Here is a 16,193-nt window from a genome sequence, read left to right as displayed (position 1 = left end):
ACAGGCATAAGACGGTTTGCGAGGAGGCGTACTTCAGCCCCATAGCAAAACGACTTATGACCCGAGGGTTTGCGCCTGGAGCCTAGACACTGCTCCAGGTTGAAAAAACTTATACCTTTTTAAATACCATCCCACGGGCTGTCCTCATCAGGGCAGTCTTTTTTAATGGCGTTCCTACACCGATCATACAACCGCGAAGAACAATCATATACCCTTCCACACCGATCATATCCCCCTATCTCGTTTACAAAACCTTAACGATTCCTTCATACCCGCTCAACAATTCTCCTCTATCATTTGAATTGTAGTCAAAACACTCTAGGGGGGCAACAACAGATGAAAAACATGAAAACACTCGCAACACTCGGACTTGCATGCTCGATCTTTCTCGCTGCTTGCGGTGGAGCGGACGGTAATACATCAGCTAAAACTAGCGAAGGCTTAAGCGGTAGTGTAGCAGGGGACGGATCGTCGACTGTTGCGCCAATCATGGAAGCGATTGTTGAAGAATATGCACAAGCTGAAAAAGACGTTAAAGTATCCGTAGGTGTTTCCGGTACAGGTGGCGGATTTGAAAAATTCATCGCTGGTTCAACAGACTTCTCAAATGCATCCCGCCCCATTAAAGATGAAGAGAAAGCAAAGCTTGACGAAGCAGGCGTTGATTATACAGAACTTAAAATTGCAAACGACGGTTTAACAATCGTTGTAAATAAAGAAAACACTTGGGTCGATTCACTTACTGTTGAAGATCTCGCGAAAATGTGGGCAGAAGATGGATCAGCAAAAAAATGGTCTGATATCAACCCAAGCTGGCCAGCTGAAGAAATCGTCTTCTATTCACCAGGTACAGATTCTGGCACATATGACTACTTCAATGAAGTTGTCTTGGAAGATGCTGATCTTGTAAAATCTGCAACACTTTCTGAAGATGACAACGTTCTTGTTACAGGAATTAAAGGTGACAAAAATGCAATTGGATTTTTCGGTTATGCTTACTACGAATCAAATAAAGACGCGCTAAATGCAGTATTAATAGATGGTATTGAACCGAATGCACAAACAATCGAGTCTGGCGAATACACTCCATTCTCTCGCCCACTATTCATTTATGTCAGCAACGATGCAGTTAAAGAGAAAAAAGAAGTTCGTAACTTCATGGAGTTTGTTATCGACAACTCAGCAGAAATGGCCGAAGCAGTTGGTTATGTACAACTGCCTGAAGCAGACTATGAAGAAGGACGTAAAGCATTGGATTCTCTGAAATAATAGAACGATTCCTGGCTGTCCTGCATAGTAGGGCAGCCATTATCCTTTCAACACCGTAACTAAACAACGTTATCCAATAGGAGGTCCATAGATTGACTTCAATAAAACCGACAGATAAGTTGCGAACACGCGATGTCATTGCTGCTGCTAAAAAGAATGAGAAGTTTGGCAAACTCATCCCGCATCTTTTACTCGCTGTCACTTCCATCACTGTACTGGCAACATTTGGGATTATCTACACATTACTGAAAGAAACATTCATCTTTTTTCAAGAAATAAAGATCACTGACTTCATTTTTGGAACTGAATGGGCACCTTTCTCCAATGCTGATCAGGCATTCGGTATACTTCCCTTAATCGTCGGGACTTTAAAAATCGCAGGTGTTGCGCTTCTTATCGGGGTCCCTTTCGGACTTGCGTGTGCAATTTTCCTCAGTGAATATGCGTCACCAAAAATCAAAAAGTTCATCAAACCAATTATTGAGTTACTGGCTGGAATTCCAACGATTGTTTACGGATTTTTTGCCTTAACAGTCGTGACACCATGGCTCCAGTCTTTCATTCCACAATTGAAGTTATTTAACGCACTAAGTGCCGGTATTGTAGTCGGTATTATGATTTTACCAATGATAATCTCGCTTTCGGAAGATGCACTTTCTGCTGTTCCTGCTTCATTCCGCGAGGGGTCTTACGCGCTTGGGTCTACAAAATTTGAAACAGCTATCAAAGTCGTCTTTCCAGCAGCAATTTCCGGTATTGCAGCATCGATTATCCTTGCTGCTTCACGGGCTGTAGGAGAAACAATGATTGTCTCACTTGCCGCAGGTTCCACGCCAATATTCAATATGGACTTTACAGGTTCAATTCAAACGATGACTTCTTATATCGTTCAAGTCGCAACAGGCGACGCAGGCTATGGCACAACAATCTATTATTCCATTTACGCTGTCGGGTTCATGCTATTCTTGTTCACATTCCTAATGAACCGGGCCGCTTTGTACATCAAGACGAAATTCAGGGAGGAATACTAATATGGACCGCGTTCTTCAGTCAAAAACAAATCGTCGACTTACAAAAGATTCAGCGATGAAATGGCTGTTCGGTGCAATCGCTGCCGCCGTCCTCGGAATTACATTCTTCCTGTTTTACGGCATTGGTGCAGATGGCGTCGGACGGTTGAACTTTTCATTCTTTACGAATTTCGGATCCCGCTTCCCTGAAAAGGCGGGCATTAAAGCAGCTCTTGTCGGTACACTGGCTCTCATGGCCGTCGTTATTCCGGTATCCATGTTCCTAGGCCTTTGTTCCGCTATTTACCTTGAAGAATATGCTAAAAAAAATAAATGGACCTCTTTTATTGAAATGAATATCAGTAACCTTGCCGGCGTTCCTTCCGTTGTCTTCGGACTTCTTGGTCTAACTGTTTTTGTCCGTGCATCATCATTAGGCAATAGTATCTTGGCTGCTGGATTGACGATGAGTTTGCTAATCTTACCAATCATCATCGTAGCTTCCCAAGAAGCACTTCGTTCCGTTCCAGACACACTTCGAGAAGCTTCATATGGCATGGGTGCAACAAAATGGCAAACAATCATTCATGTGATTTTACCGTCCGCAGCAGGTTCTATTTTGACAGGTAGCATCTTATCCTTCTCACGTGCCATCGGTGAAACAGCACCGCTCATTGTTCTTGGGATACCGGTTATCGTTCAATTCCTGCCAACTGGACCGCTTAGTACATTTACAGCTCTTCCGATGCAAATTTACGACTGGGCTAAACGCCCACAACCCGAATTTGCAGATGCTGCCTCAGCAGGAATTATCGTGCTTATGATCTTACTCATTACAATGAACGGATTTGCGATTTACTTTAGAAATAGATCACAAAAAAAGCTTAAAAATTGATAGGAGGATTATTATGACAAAAACACTCGTTCGACCTACTGAAGATGCTAAGCTTCGTGTCATGAAAAATGAAAATTGGACAAAAGCAGTTTATGAAACAAACGGTTTAAATCTCTGGTATGGCACGGCGCACGCGCTTAAAAACATCGACTTGTCCATCAATGAAAAAGAAGTAACAGCAATCATCGGCCCTTCCGGCTGCGGAAAATCTACGTATTTAAAAACACTAAACCGGATGGTAGAAAACGTAGGCGACGTCACCATTTCTGGTAATGTTACATTTATGGGCAATAATATTCTTGGCAAAGCGATGTCCGTGGAATTGCTTCGTTCAAAAGTCGGCATGGTATTCCAAAAACCCAATCCATTCCCGAAATCCATCTATGAAAACGTTGCATACGGGCCGAAGATTCACGGTATCCGTAACAAAGCAATGTTAGATACAATTGTTGAAGACAGCTTACGTAAAGCAGCCTTATGGGATGAAGTAAAAGACCGTCTGAACAAAAGCGCATATGGACTTTCCGGCGGACAGCAACAACGGCTCTGTATAGCACGCTGCCTCGCAGTTGACCCAGAAGTAATCCTAATGGATGAGCCAACTTCAGCACTAGACCCGGTATCGACACATAAAGTCGAAGAATTGATTCGCAACATCAAAAACGATGTAACAATAGCAATCGTTACACATAACATGCAACAGGCAGCACGAATTTCCGACCGCACTGCATTTTTCCTAAACGGAGAAATCGTAGAATGCGATCGTACATCCACACTATTTAGTACGCCGACAGACGAACGCACCGATGACTACATCAACGGGCGATTCGGTTGATAATCTCATTTGGTAAACAAAAAGGGCATCTCGAGTTAGTGTTTTCCTCACTATCTTGAGATACCTTTTTGTTTTCGGCAAAATAAAAAACCGAAGATATCGTCAATAACGACATCTTCGATCAATGGTTTAGTCTCTTATTCAGTTCCCATTTCTGCTTGCACAACGTCAACAATACGCTGAACAAGACGTATACAATCTTCTTCAGAAGGCGCTTCTACCATGACGCGCACAAGCGGTTCAGTGCCCGAAGGACGAACCAAAACGCGGCCATTGCCTGCCATCTCTTTTTCTACTTCTGCTATTACTTCTGCTACTAATGCATTATCCGTCACAGCATTCTTATCCGTAACACGTACATTAACAAGTTTTTGTGGATAAATTTTCATGCCTGCCGCAAGTTCAGATAGCTTACGTCCAGTTATTTTCATAATGTTAACGAGCTGAAGTCCTGTAAGAAGCCCATCGCCTGTTGTATTGTAATCGTGGAAGATAATATGGCCTGATTGCTCACCGCCAAGATTATAATTTCCTTTTCTCATTTCTTCTACAACATACCGATCACCAACGGCTGTCTGAATGCTCTTCATGCCGTGTTCCGTCAATGCTTTATAGAAACCTAGATTGCTCATAATCGTTGAGACAATCGTTCCTGATTTAAGGCGGCCTCCTTCATGTAAATGACGTGCGATGATGAACATAATCTGGTCACCATCAACAACTTCTCCACGTTCATCTACAGCGATAAGACGATCTCCGTCTCCGTCAAACGCTAAACCAATATGGGCACCTTTTTCAACAACGAGTTTACCCAATTCTTCAGGATGAGTCGAACCGACACCGTCATTAATGTTCAAGCCGTTTGGCGATGCTCCCATTGTTGTTAGGTCTGCATCAAGATCAGCAAACAAATGTGTTGCCAGTGTAGATGTCGCACCATGTGCACAATCGAGTGCAACATGAATTCCCGCGAATTCCTCGTCGACCGTCTGTTTTAAGTACTGAATATATTTATGTCCGCCTTCAAAATACTCTGTTATAAAACCAACGTCTGCTCCAGTCGGACGCGGCAACGAGTCTTCTTGTACGTTTAACAGTTGCTCAATTTCTTCTTCCTGTTCATCCGTCAGTTTATAACCATCTGCACCAAAAAACTTGATGCCATTGTCTTCGACAGGATTATGTGAAGCTGAGATCATGACTCCGGCCTGTGCATTCATGACGCGCGTCAAGTAAGCGACACCTGGTGTGCTAATAACCCCAAGAGTCATCACTTCAATCCCCGTCGATAAAAGACCCGCAATTAGGGCATTTTCAAGCATCTGACCCGAGATACGCGTATCCCTGCCGACGAGTACTTGTGACTTCCCTGATGATTCTTTTGTTAACACATGCCCACCAATTCTACCCAATCTAAATGCGATTTCCGGTGTCAATTCCTTATTTGCAACCCCACGGACGCCATCGGTCCCGAAATACTTTGTCATTTTCATTCTCCCTTTCAATCCTGCACATTCAACTGTATGTCAGGCAAGTTCAATATGCATCGTTACTTCTTTATCTGATAGTATCCATTTCACATCTAGGGGTCCTTCAACCAAGACTGAGAAATTCTGTTCTCCTTCGTCCGTGGTTTCAGACGCATCGATATAAACGGTGAAATCTGATTTCTCCAATGTATCAATTACATCCTGTTCCGCCGTGACAGTTAGTACAACCAAACCGGCCGCCGGTTTCTGAAATGAACTCGTGAAACTTTCATCAAGTCCTTTTACAGTAACAGGCATGTCTTTAAATTCCTTCGTAACTACTTTTACATCCTCAACAGGCGGCTCCGGGTTGATTACTTCCAAGTCTGAATCAATCACTGTTGCATCTATTTTCACTTTAACTTTATCTAAAGACATCTTTGTAACACCTTTAGGTTTTTTCAAATCAATCGCCATTGTTCCTTGTCCTTTTACTTCGGATACATCCACATCAACGCTGAATTCTTTAATTTGATCCAGTACTTTCCGTGGACCGAATAAACTAATCGTTTTATCCTGAGCAGAAATGGCATCGACAGTGACACCAGTAACAGGAACTCCACGCGATTTAAGTACGATTGGCACTTCTTTACTATATTCGGAAATCTCAACTTTGACAGTCACTTGTTCAGGAACAATCGTCACATTCAGCTTCGTTAAATCTTTATCTAAGACCCGAACCCGTGCTTGCTGCTCGAATGATTTGTTAATTTCCTTGTCTCCTGTTATTGAGGCTTTTACAAAACTGATCGATTCAATAACACTCTTCGCCCCCGTCACTTCGATAGTTGACGGATCGACATCTATCTTAACGACATTGAACTCTTCAGCAAGCAGACGTTCATTCAGTTCAGGATCAACACGGAATGTTTGTGTGATTTTCTCTTCGATTACGACTTCGATTGTCGCGGGATCGAAGATGACTTTCAGCTTCTCAGAAACATTCTCACTTTGAATCTCAACTGTATGCTTACCCATTGGCAAACTAGACAAATCGACTCGTAGCGTAAAGTCTTTTAATAATTTCGTTGTCTGGACAATATTCGCTGGGCCTTCAATGGTCATATTGACCGTTTCTGGAACTCCCGTCACGACAAGATTTTCATTGTCATAAAACACTTGTACAGGGAAATCCTGAATGATGTCCCTCGCATCTCCAACTGCTTTGCTACCCTTTTTTTCTTCTGCCTGCACAGTAAAAAAAAGAATAATTGCAAGGAATAAGGCTGTCAAGCGAAGAAACCATGGGCTATTCATAAACTTATCCATTTTTTCTCCACCTCCACTTCCAGATGGAAGAATCCTGCTTTTCAGTTGTTAAACCGAACCAGACTCTCCGCAACCGCGCTTCAAATTCCTCCATATCAAGATTCCGATCTATATCCCCATTTGCAGTAAGGCTTACTGCTCCAGTTTCTTCTGACACGATAATCGTGACAGCATCCGTTACTTCACTAATTCCAAGGGCTGCACGATGTCGTGTTCCAAGCTCCTTTGAGATGAACGGACTCTCCGACAGCGGCAAATAGCATCCTGCTGCCGCAATGCGATTACGCTGGACAATGACTGCACCATCATGGAGTGGCGTGTTCGGGATGAAGATATTGATAAGAAGTTCTGACGTAATCAGCGAATCCATACCTGTACCGGTTTCAATATATTCACTTAGACCTGTTTCCTTTTCAATTGAAATAAGCGCACCAATTCGCCGTTTCGCCATATAGCTAACAGATTTCACAAACGCTTCAATCAGACGATCACGTTCCTCTTCTTCCTGCATCATTGTACGAGCAAATAGCCGTCCTCTACCAATCTGTTCAAGCGCACGCCGTAGCTCGGGTTGGAAGATGATAATAATAGCCAGAAATCCAAACGGAAGAACCTGATCCATCATCCATTGAAGCGTATCAAGTCCAAAAAACTCAGTCAGAATACGAGCAATGAGAAGGACAAAAATCCCTTTTAAAAGTTGAACCGCTTTCGTTCCTTTTATAATCGTAATCAATTTATAAAAAACAAACCAGACGAGAAGCACATCTACAATATTAATAAATGCCGCTACTGGACTGAAATCAACTAATTCTTGCCATTTTGGCATGTGCTTCGCCTACCTTCATAAACAGTTTCTTATGCGTATAGTATAGCATAACAGCACTGCACTGTCCTTTCTTAGAAAAGAACAAAAGCGCAAGCAGCTGTTATAAATGAACACAGCCAAAGTATGCCACGTCCTGCGGCAATGTCTGCGTGAAGTCTCTATATTGCAGCCAATCCACTGTACGTGATTTTATAGTTTCCTAAGCAATGAAAAAGAGCGACCGGTTACCAACTCTAAACGGTCGCGGGGTCGCCCTGTCTACTTTTCATCTTGCTTGTCATCTTTTGATGATGGAAAGATGTCTTTAGCTGTTGTTTTTATTTTATACCAAAGCCAGTCAAACACTTTGTCAATTTCCTCGCTCTTACCAGTTACAATCGCTGTAGAGGCCATGTATTTAGAACCCCTAATAACTGTAACGTTGCCATCCACTTCTCCTTCGATACGGAGGGTGCCATTTTTAACGACTATGTCACCTTTAACTGTTTCACCGGCGGGCACGAGTACCGTTTGACCCTCGACAACAAGATTCGGCTGTTTCGTCACCGAAAACTGCTGGTCATTTCCATAACTTGAAAATAGTGTTGCACTCATAAGGATTAAAAACATGGCTGCAGCTGCCAAAAGTGGATGGCTACGCAACCAGCGTTGAACACCCGCTTGGGATTTTTCTTTGGGAAGTCGTGCCATAACACCGTTGACAAAGCTGTCCGGCGCCTTTATTTTTGAAGCACTTCCTATAAAAGCAATAGACTCAGTCAATCCATTCATAATTTCCTTACATTCTTTGCAGCTATCTAGGTGTTCTTTCAATAGCCGCTCTTCGTCACGGCTAATATCACCGTCTAAATACGCGTGCATATAGTGAACGATTTGTTCCGGACACGTATTCATATTAATTCCCTCCTACATATTACCTATCTGTTTCCGAAGTGCTTCCCGCCCTCTATGGACACGGGTCTTTACGGTCCCTAGTGGTAATTCCAAAATGTCACCAATTTCTTGTAGCGGTAATTCCTCGATATACCTTAAAATAATGACGGAACGGTATTTATCAGGAAGTCTTCCGATTTCGTAGTGGATTCGTTCCTGTAATTCCATCCTTTCGACTTCATCTTCAGGTAGCTCGCCGGATGCGGCAATTTGTGAGTACATATTCAGACCATCTGTACCCGGGACATTTGCATCGAGATAATAATCAGGTTTCTTCTTTCGAATTCGGTCGATGCATAAATTCGTCGCAATCCGAAACAGCCACGTTGAAAACTTCCGTTTTTGATCGAATGTATGAATATTGATATAGGCACGGACAAATGCTTCCTGCGCAATATCCTCTGCTTCTTGTGCGTTGCCAAGCATCCTGTAACATACTTGGTATAGGCGATGCTGAAATAAAGTCACTACTTCTTCAAATGCATTTTGATCGCCTTTCAAGACTTCATTTATTCGTTTATTGATCAGTTCATCCAATGTATTTCACCCTCCGCTCTATGCGGCTGTCCCTTCTATACGTTTGAAGGTGTCGACAGGTTTCATTTTTTTTCATTAATTTTATTTTAACAGATATTGCTAGTTATTTCCTCACTATATTTAATGATTGGAAAAGTAAATGGCTTTTGATTAAAGTGGGATGTGGGATTCGAAACTTTTGTGTCAGTGACACATGGCGTTTTTGGGATTACCTGCGATTCTCCAGAAAAAAATCCACTTCTATTGATTAACCATCTATTTGCATAAAACATTAGTGAGAAGGGATTGAAAGCCTCCATTTTCACTGGACTATTTTCGGCTCGCTTTCGGCGAACTATTCATGTCAGATATACTGAGGTGTCCTAGTGTGGCTAGAAGTGACTCCGTCACTTCTAGCCACACTTTTTTCAGTAATCCTGTTGCGAATAGTTGCCTGTCGCGTACCTACAATGTTCAAGTGTAAAATGCAGTTGTTTTAGAAGAAAAGAGTAGATGACATTCTATGGCGAGTGTAAGTGCCCGAAGATGCAATTTCGGGCACTCTTGCACGTTGTATAATGTGCTTCTTGCTTACTTTTAACAAAGAGTATGCATCTAATCATGTGATGCATAAATAGAAAGCGATACTTCTTTACTAGTAAAAAAGAGAAAACACTCAAAGAAAGTTTCAGCCGCCAAAATTGCATCTTTGGCGGCTTTTATCCAGGTAGATAGATACCCCTCTATTCTTTCGTCCCAATAAGCTTTAGCACTTCGTGTACTTATGAACTTGGAGGGCGACGGATGAAGGACCACCATACGATTACCGAAATAAATGTGTAGGGATGCGACAAAGTCGTATCCCTACACATCCAGACATCTTGGTAATCCTATAGAAGTCATTCGATCCAAAGCAATCCAAAGTCAACTACACACGTAGCGCCCAGTAGGTGATCATGTTATTCACTGGTTATTTTTTGGTTAATCAACAGGTGTGAAAAAAGCCCATCTAAGTTACCAGATGGGCTTTCAAGAACTGATTAAATTAGTTTTTCTCCAAACAGTGAGCCCATTAAACCTACCGCAACATCAGCTGTTTTATTCTTCTCATCCAAAATCGGATTTACTTCTACAAATTCAGCCGAAGTAATCATGCCTGAGTCTTCCAGCATTTCCATCGCTAAATGGCTTTCCCGATAACTAATTCCCCCCGGTACCGGCGTTCCGACTCCTGGTGTATACAGCGGATCAAGTCCATCTAAGTCAAGCGACAAGTGGACACCGTCGACATCACGTGAACGTAGATAGGCGAGAGCGTCTTCCATAACCGAAGTCATTCCGTAGCGATCGATTTCATGCATCGTGAACACCTTGACACCTTGCTCCTTGAGCAATTGACGTTCTTCCGGATCCACAGAACGTGCTCCGATGATGACAACATTCTTCGGTTTTACTTTTTGACCTTCACTATGTATATTAACGAGACTTTCGTGCCCTAGCCCAACACTTACGGCAAGAGGCATTCCATGAATATTACCGGAAGGCGATGTCTCTGCAGTATTAAAATCTGCATGCGCATCATACCAGATGACACCGAGATTTTTATATTTTTCCGACAAGCCAGCAAGTGTTCCAATAGCGATGCTGTGATCGCCTCCTAAAACAAGTGGGAATCTACCCGCATCCACAACTTCAGCAACTTTTCGCGCAAGCTCCGTAGTCGCTTGAATGACTTCATCTAAGTTCTTCAAATTCGTATCACTATGTTTTTTTCTTTCCACAGCACTTACCTGAACATCGCCCTCATCCGTAACCTGATGGCCAATCGATTCAATTCTCCCTACAGCACCTGCATATCGGATTGCACTTGGCCCCATATCCACCCCACGACGACTTTGTCCAAAATCGAGTGGTACACCGATTAATGAAATATTCAAATGTTGCATGTCAAATTACCTCCCCTTATCTATATCTCTAGTATAAGTCCATGAGAAGGTTTGGCTCAACTCAACAAGTATCTGAATATTTATTCGTTTACAATCTTTTCCCCATGAACTGTTCACATGCATCAGGAGACGTTGGTTTGCTATAGTAATAGCCTTGACCCTCACGACAACCTAAATTCATTAGGATAACGGCTTGTTCTTCATACTCCACACCTTCCGCAATGACGTTTAAGCCCACAGTATCTGCTAAAGTTACAATAGCCTTAACGATTGCCTGGCTATCTTCATTCAGGTGTATATCGCGCACAAAGGACATATCGATTTTAATCGTATCAGCTGGTAGTTCTTTGATATAACTAAACGTACTATAACCTGTTCCAAAGTCATCGATAGACACCGTAATACCCAACGCCCTTATTTCACGAATTCTTCCCTGCATATCTTCCCGGTCGGCAAATGCACTTTCAGTTAATTCGATTTCAATCAAATCTGTTGTGACACCCGTCTCTTCAAGAATTGTTTTAATCGTATGCAAAATAGTTGGTTCTTCCAATTGCACGGCTGACATATTGATAGCCACCCGAAACGGTCCATATCCATTATCTTGCCACTTTTTTGCCTGCCCGCAAGCTTCACGCAGTACCCATTCCCCGAGAGGTATGATGATTTTCGTCTCTTCCGCCACGGGAATGAACTTATCGGGTGGTATTCTGCCAAGATCGGGATGATTCCACCGCACTAACGCTTCAACACCTATCAACTTTCCTGTCTTCAAGTTCACTTTAGGCTGATAATCAAGATGGAGATGACCCAAATGAACGCTTTTCCGTAATTCATTCTCCAGCAAGATCCGCTCCAATGTTTTGGCCGCTGTTCCGTGCTGATACATCTCACATCCTCCGCCGCCATGCGTTCTGGCGATAGAAAGAGCTTTTTCTGCTTTCATTGCAAGCTCTGAAGGTTTTTTAGCATGCTCCGGATACAAGGCAATCCCGAAACTTAAAGATGGTGTGTGCATTTGGTCCTTTACTTCAATAGGTTCCTCAATATATTGCTGAACTTCTTTTGTCAGTTGTTCAGCGTGTTGTGCATCACGTACATCTAAAAGAAGGAATGCAAATTCATCACCTGAAAGTCTGCCAATAACAGTTTTTTCTTTTAGAATTGTCCTTAACCTCTTCGCAATAACAGACAAAATATAATCACCTACCTCGTGTCCAAGCGAATCATTCACATAGCGAAGACGGTCGACATTCATATAGATACAGGCTCGTTTTGTTCTCTGTTTTTTCGCTACTTCTATTTCTTGATAAAACATTTTCCGAAATGAAGTTCGATTAGGTAAACTGGTCAATTGGTCATTATAAGCAAGGTCGCGTATCATCCGCTCAGACTCTTTACTCTTAGTGATGTCATAGCGGATGGATATATATTGATAGGGCTTTCCGTTATCATTTAAAAATGGAACTATCATCGTGTCGACCCAATAATAAGATCCATCCTTGGCTTTATTACAGATTTCACCACGCCATGTATTTCCCCTGCCGATTGTCGCCCATAGCTCTTTGAAAAACGAAGAAGGATGAAAGCCTGAATTGATAATCCGATGGTCTGCCCCCACAAGTTCCTCCACACTGTATTGCGCTATTTTTGTAAACAACTCATTCACATACACTATTTTCCCAGTCTGGTCTGTGACAGCAACAATAGCTGACTGATCAAGTGCATAGGCAATGTCCCTAAGCATTTTTTCCGGACTATGACTACCATCATGGCGAATTAAATCATCTACCATTTTATTATTTCCTTGCATAAAATCACTTCTTTCCTAAAAACCTTTTTCAACCTACGTGGGCCTGCAAAAATAATTATAACCCCATTAACTCTACTATAAATTCGTTCTTTCGGGCTATATATGATGAAATAAAGAACTTCAGTAAATTCGCTTCGGAGCTAAGGGATCCCTGCCGACTTCAGCTATCTTTTTTATGGCGCCTTCACTCAGTTCATATCGGTATTTCATTTGTTCAATATAGAGAATTATATCTAGTTGAAAATAGAAAAAAACCCTTTCACTTTGGCGAAAGGGTTAATAAAGCTATTTGCAATTCACATGGTTTGGTAAAGCAAGAAAATGGCTGGGGTAGCTGGATTCGAACCAACGAGTAACGGAGTCAAAGTCCGTTGCCTTACCACTTGGCTATACCCCATTAGTATTTAAGTTTAATTCTTTTCGGTGCTTTGCATTAAAGTAAGATCTACTCTATTCAATGCTTTACATAACAACCTTAAAGTAAACTCTTTTTAACGCGAAACGTTAAAATCAAGGAATACTGTTTTCAACGCAAGCGTTGAGAAAGTATTGGTGGTGGGGGGCAGATTCGAACTGCCGAACCCGAAGGAGCGGATTTACAGTCCGCCGCGTTTAGCCACTTCGCTACCCCACCATGTTAAAATATGTATTATTAGATTCAAAACCTTAAGTAACAAGCAAACTTCTTTCAACATTTCACGCTGAAAAAGTTTTAATGACCCCTACGGGATTCGAACCCGTGATACCGCCGTGAAAGGGCGGTGTCTTAACCGCTTGACCAAGGGGCCTCATTCTTAAAGTTGCTCTGGAGCTTCCAACCGGATTCGAACCGGTGACCTCTTCCTTACCATGGAAGCACTCTACCTACTGAGCTATGGAAGCATATGGCTCCGCAGGTAGGACTCGAACCTACGACCGATCGGTTAACAGCCGATTGCTCTACCACTGAGCTACTGCGGAATAATAAGTATTCATTTAAATTTGTTCATGTCGTTCAGGACAAACTCCATTATAACAAACATTAAATATTTTTCAAGACCTTTTTTAAAGTTTGTTTTGTTCCCGACAGCAACTTATATATATTATCACGTCTTTTGCATATTTGTCAACACACTTTCATAAACTTACGGTAGATTGTGCAAAAAGGGGACAACATATGCGAAACAAGTACATGATCACTGCCATTATTTGCTGCGCGCTCTTCCTGCTCCTTCCCGCTTTACCTAAACAACTATCTCTTGTATCCGTGTTCCGCGTAACGGAGGAACCTGCTGTTATTGTACGCGGCGCTAGTGGTTCCGCACTGACCGTAAATATTTCATTCGGGGATATAGAAGTGGAAAAATGGATCCAAGAACTCAGTAAACCTTATCCACTTCTACTCGTTGATATGAAATGGGCTGGTCGTTTTCCAGAAACCGTGCAACTCATCAAAGAAAAAAATATTTCTATAGGGTTACTCGGCGATAAGGGTGTAACCTATGAACAAAACACAATTTTGTTCATAGAACAACTTGAGCAGTTCGAAAAAACTTTCGGGGTAAAACCTCTTTGGTTTCGTACCATTGATGAAGTTTTTCCAGCGAACTTGCATAGTATGCTCTGGGATGCGGAAGTTAATGCACTGGGTTCATCTGTTGTTTGGAATGGTGGCGACCTCCCTTCTGTCACTAAAGGAGAAATTATTTCTGTCCCCCATCACCGGGAAAACCGTGTTAATTTGGCTGAGTTAAAAAAGTTAGATAAAGATCGAACTTTTATATCTGTGGAAGCCATGTTATTCGGAACGAAGGTGAATGTCAAAAAAATACCCGAATAACCCAACCGCCTCACCTACTCTTATAAAAAAACAGCACAATCCGCCATTATCAACTGGCTGGTGTGCTGTTTTTTTATTTTGCTTTAGCAGACTTCGTAACTTTGCCTCGTGCTTTTCTGCGTGCTTCCAGCTTCACCTTATCTTCATCAGACTGCTTGTTGAACTTCGGCAGTACTAAGATTTGATACGCATTCACTGCAAGAAGCGGGAAGAGCAGGATTGTGACCCATGAATCGATATTACCTGAACGTACCATCAACGCAGGTAACCATTCAAGTGTTGTAATAACGATCATGAAGAATAGTGCTGAAATGAGCGTGTGTTTCTTCGTCCATTTCGCCTTGAAATAAGCGGTTATCGCGGAAACACCTACTAGTGTTGCAAGTAATCCTAAGTACAGAACTGTACGACCCGTCTCATCTGACGTCAATTGGAATCTGAAGAAGATAAGGTCAAATAGGACAATCGCAATGATTAATAGCTGAACCCAATTCCACAATGTGAGTGTTTTAAAGATATTCACACCGAATTGATGGACCGTTAAATAAGCAAAAAAGCCCATTTGCGCAACGACGCTCATCGTAAACCCAAGGAAGATCATCCAAAGAAATGCACCTATGAATTGACCGTATTCACCATTGGATAAATATTGAGAGAAGAACTCCCAGCGGACAATTAATCCTACAACCGCCGTCATGAAGCCTCCGATTAGTAATGCTGTAAAAAAGAATTTGACCCAATTTCGTATTGTCACGATAGTGATCCTCCGTTTTGTTTTTCCTTCCAATAGTGTAACAACGTTTTGATGAAAAATCTATTTCATTAAACGATTCATGCATATTCTACGTCGTATTGTGAACAATAAATGAAAATGCATCTGGAAGGGAATTTGATTTCCATGAAAAAAAGAATTGGTCTATTCCTGTTTTCGGCCCTTTTATTGACTGGATGTAGCATGCAGCAGGCTGCTCCGACATACGACGAAACAAAAAAAATGATGACCGATGCACTCCAGACGGAGGAGGGGAAAAAAGCGGTTCGGCAAATGTTCGCAGATCCGGAATTTAAGGAACTACTTATTCTAGAACAACCTGAAGTAAAGAAATCCGTCGAAGACACTCTCCTTTCTAAAAAAGGGGAAGATTTTTGGAAAAAAACGTTCGAAGATCCAAAGTTCACTGAAACCATTGCAAAAAGCATGAAGGAACAGCAGCAAGATATCATGAAACAACTGATGGATGATTCATCATTCCAAAAACAGTTGGAAGAGTTTTTCACCCAGCCCGACATGTTAAAGCAGTTAGAAACCGTTACCCAGTCGGCAAATATGAAGAAACATCTTGAAAAAGTTGTTGAAGAAACCATTAACAGCCCTTTACTGCAAACGAAATGGCAAGAACTGATTTTAAAAGCCGGTGAACCGAAACCAGAGGAGAGCGGTGGAGGTAGTGGTGGAGGTGCTGGCGGAAGTGGCGGAGAAGACAAGCAGGAAAAAAGTAATGGCGGAGGAGGCAAATAGCCTTCTCCACC

Annotated in this window: 14 protein-coding genes and 5 tRNA genes; 6 read left to right on the top strand and 13 right to left on the bottom strand. The window is 42.1% G+C overall.

What is annotated here, in order from left to right; all coding sequences use genetic code 11:
• Positions 1-336: 336 nt before the first annotated feature.
• From MKY15_RS09165 to pstB, 4 genes are all read left to right on the top strand, one after another.
• The gene (locus tag MKY15_RS09165) at positions 337-1,269 is read left to right on the top strand and encodes a PstS family phosphate ABC transporter substrate-binding protein (RefSeq protein WP_067204890.1); all 933 of its coding nucleotides are present in this window, start codon (positions 337-339) and stop codon (positions 1,267-1,269) included.
• A gap of 92 nt (positions 1,270-1,361) precedes the next feature.
• Positions 1,362-2,300, top strand: coding sequence for a phosphate ABC transporter permease subunit PstC (pstC, locus tag MKY15_RS09160; protein ID WP_340741275.1), 939 nt, complete (start codon positions 1,362-1,364; stop codon positions 2,298-2,300).
• A 1-nt stretch (position 2,301) separates the two neighbouring features.
• The gene (gene pstA / locus MKY15_RS09155) at positions 2,302-3,174 is read left to right on the top strand and encodes a phosphate ABC transporter permease PstA (RefSeq protein ID WP_067204887.1); all 873 of its coding nucleotides are present in this window, start codon (positions 2,302-2,304) and stop codon (positions 3,172-3,174) included.
• A 61-nt stretch (positions 3,175-3,235) separates the two neighbouring features.
• The gene (gene pstB / locus MKY15_RS09150) at positions 3,236-4,009 is read left to right on the top strand and encodes a phosphate ABC transporter ATP-binding protein PstB (RefSeq protein WP_231885811.1); all 774 of its coding nucleotides are present in this window, start codon (positions 3,236-3,238) and stop codon (positions 4,007-4,009) included.
• A 137-nt stretch (positions 4,010-4,146) separates the two neighbouring features.
• Here pstB and glmM read toward each other — a convergent pair whose 3' ends face one another.
• From glmM to MKY15_RS09090, 12 genes are all read right to left on the bottom strand, one after another.
• Positions 4,147-5,496: a phosphoglucosamine mutase gene (glmM, locus tag MKY15_RS09145; protein WP_340741274.1), complete on the bottom strand. Its 1,350-nt coding sequence runs from the start codon at positions 5,494-5,496 to the stop codon at positions 4,147-4,149.
• 39 nt (positions 5,497-5,535) lie between these two features.
• The gene (locus tag MKY15_RS09140) at positions 5,536-6,807 is read right to left on the bottom strand and encodes a CdaR family protein (RefSeq protein ID WP_187046465.1); all 1,272 of its coding nucleotides are present in this window, start codon (positions 6,805-6,807) and stop codon (positions 5,536-5,538) included.
• The gene (cdaA, locus tag MKY15_RS09135) at positions 6,800-7,636 is read right to left on the bottom strand and encodes a diadenylate cyclase CdaA (protein ID WP_067204877.1); all 837 of its coding nucleotides are present in this window, start codon (positions 7,634-7,636) and stop codon (positions 6,800-6,802) included. The genes MKY15_RS09140 and cdaA overlap by 8 nt, the downstream gene beginning before the upstream one ends.
• Before the next feature lie 258 nt (positions 7,637-7,894).
• Positions 7,895-8,530, bottom strand: a complete 636-nt coding sequence (locus MKY15_RS09130) for an anti-sigma factor (protein WP_340741273.1) — start codon at positions 8,528-8,530, stop codon at positions 7,895-7,897.
• A 12-nt stretch (positions 8,531-8,542) separates the two neighbouring features.
• Positions 8,543-9,106 (bottom strand): RNA polymerase sigma factor SigW, encoded by a 564-nt coding sequence (gene sigW, locus MKY15_RS09125; protein WP_067204872.1) that lies wholly within the window; start codon positions 9,104-9,106, stop codon positions 8,543-8,545.
• A gap of 1,019 nt (positions 9,107-10,125) precedes the next feature.
• The gene (gene rocF / locus MKY15_RS09120; protein WP_067204869.1) at positions 10,126-11,031 is read right to left on the bottom strand and encodes an arginase; all 906 of its coding nucleotides are present in this window, start codon (positions 11,029-11,031) and stop codon (positions 10,126-10,128) included.
• An 88-nt stretch (positions 11,032-11,119) separates the two neighbouring features.
• Positions 11,120-12,844, bottom strand: a complete 1,725-nt coding sequence (locus MKY15_RS09115) for a GGDEF domain-containing phosphodiesterase (RefSeq protein ID WP_067204866.1) — start codon at positions 12,842-12,844, stop codon at positions 11,120-11,122.
• A 322-nt stretch (positions 12,845-13,166) separates the two neighbouring features.
• Positions 13,167-13,241 (bottom strand) — tRNA-Gln (locus MKY15_RS09110).
• A 153-nt stretch (positions 13,242-13,394) separates the two neighbouring features.
• Positions 13,395-13,478: transfer RNA gene (locus MKY15_RS09105), tRNA-Tyr, on the bottom strand.
• A gap of 82 nt (positions 13,479-13,560) precedes the next feature.
• Positions 13,561-13,632, bottom strand: a tRNA-Glu gene (locus MKY15_RS09100).
• A gap of 18 nt (positions 13,633-13,650) precedes the next feature.
• Positions 13,651-13,726, bottom strand: a tRNA-Thr gene (locus MKY15_RS09095).
• Between the two features lie 3 nt (positions 13,727-13,729).
• A tRNA-Asn gene (locus MKY15_RS09090) sits at positions 13,730-13,804 on the bottom strand.
• Positions 13,805-14,000: 196 nt separating this feature from the next.
• Here MKY15_RS09090 and MKY15_RS09085 point away from each other — a divergent pair.
• On the top strand, positions 14,001-14,663 hold the full coding sequence (locus MKY15_RS09085; protein ID WP_340741271.1) for a hypothetical protein: 663 nt from the start codon (positions 14,001-14,003) through the stop codon (positions 14,661-14,663).
• Between the two features lie 73 nt (positions 14,664-14,736).
• Here MKY15_RS09085 and MKY15_RS09080 read toward each other — a convergent pair whose 3' ends face one another.
• Positions 14,737-15,417 (bottom strand): KinB-signaling pathway activation protein, encoded by a 681-nt coding sequence (locus MKY15_RS09080; RefSeq protein WP_340741270.1) that lies wholly within the window; start codon positions 15,415-15,417, stop codon positions 14,737-14,739.
• A 144-nt stretch (positions 15,418-15,561) separates the two neighbouring features.
• Here MKY15_RS09080 and gerD point away from each other — a divergent pair, with 144 nt between their 5' ends.
• Positions 15,562-16,182, top strand: coding sequence for a spore germination lipoprotein GerD (gerD, locus tag MKY15_RS09075; protein ID WP_338653935.1), 621 nt, complete (start codon positions 15,562-15,564; stop codon positions 16,180-16,182).
• Positions 16,183-16,193: the final 11 nt, after the last annotated feature.

It is taken from the genome of Sporosarcina sp. FSL K6-1540, assembly GCF_038620285.1.
Taxonomy (GTDB): Bacteria; Bacillota; Bacilli; order Bacillales_A; family Planococcaceae; genus Sporosarcina; species Sporosarcina psychrophila.
This window is presented reverse-complemented; position numbering and strand designations above follow the sequence as displayed.

Excerpts from the sequence above, each read along its gene's own strand:
- MKY15_RS09165 (WP_067204890.1), top strand. The coding sequence starts at position 337 with ATGAAAAACATGAAAACACTCGCAACACTCGGACTTGCATGCTCGATC.
- pstA (WP_067204887.1), top strand. The coding sequence starts at position 2,302 with ATGGACCGCGTTCTTCAGTCAAAAACAAATCGTCGACTTACAAAAGAT.
- pstB (WP_231885811.1), top strand. The coding sequence starts at position 3,236 with ATGAAAAATGAAAATTGGACAAAAGCAGTTTATGAAACAAACGGTTTA.
- glmM (WP_340741274.1), bottom strand. The coding sequence starts at position 5,496 with ATGACAAAGTATTTCGGGACCGATGGCGTCCGTGGGGTTGCAAATAAG.
- MKY15_RS09140 (WP_187046465.1), bottom strand. The coding sequence starts at position 6,807 with ATGGATAAGTTTATGAATAGCCCATGGTTTCTTCGCTTGACAGCCTTA.
- cdaA (WP_067204877.1), bottom strand. The coding sequence starts at position 7,636 with ATGCCAAAATGGCAAGAATTAGTTGATTTCAGTCCAGTAGCGGCATTT.
- MKY15_RS09130 (WP_340741273.1), bottom strand. The coding sequence starts at position 8,530 with ATGAATACGTGTCCGGAACAAATCGTTCACTATATGCACGCGTATTTA.
- rocF (WP_067204869.1), bottom strand. The coding sequence starts at position 11,031 with ATGCAACATTTGAATATTTCATTAATCGGTGTACCACTCGATTTTGGA.
- MKY15_RS09115 (WP_067204866.1), bottom strand. The coding sequence starts at position 12,844 with ATGCAAGGAAATAATAAAATGGTAGATGATTTAATTCGCCATGATGGT.
- MKY15_RS09085 (WP_340741271.1), top strand. The coding sequence starts at position 14,001 with ATGCGAAACAAGTACATGATCACTGCCATTATTTGCTGCGCGCTCTTC.
- gerD (WP_338653935.1), top strand. The coding sequence starts at position 15,562 with ATGAAAAAAAGAATTGGTCTATTCCTGTTTTCGGCCCTTTTATTGACT.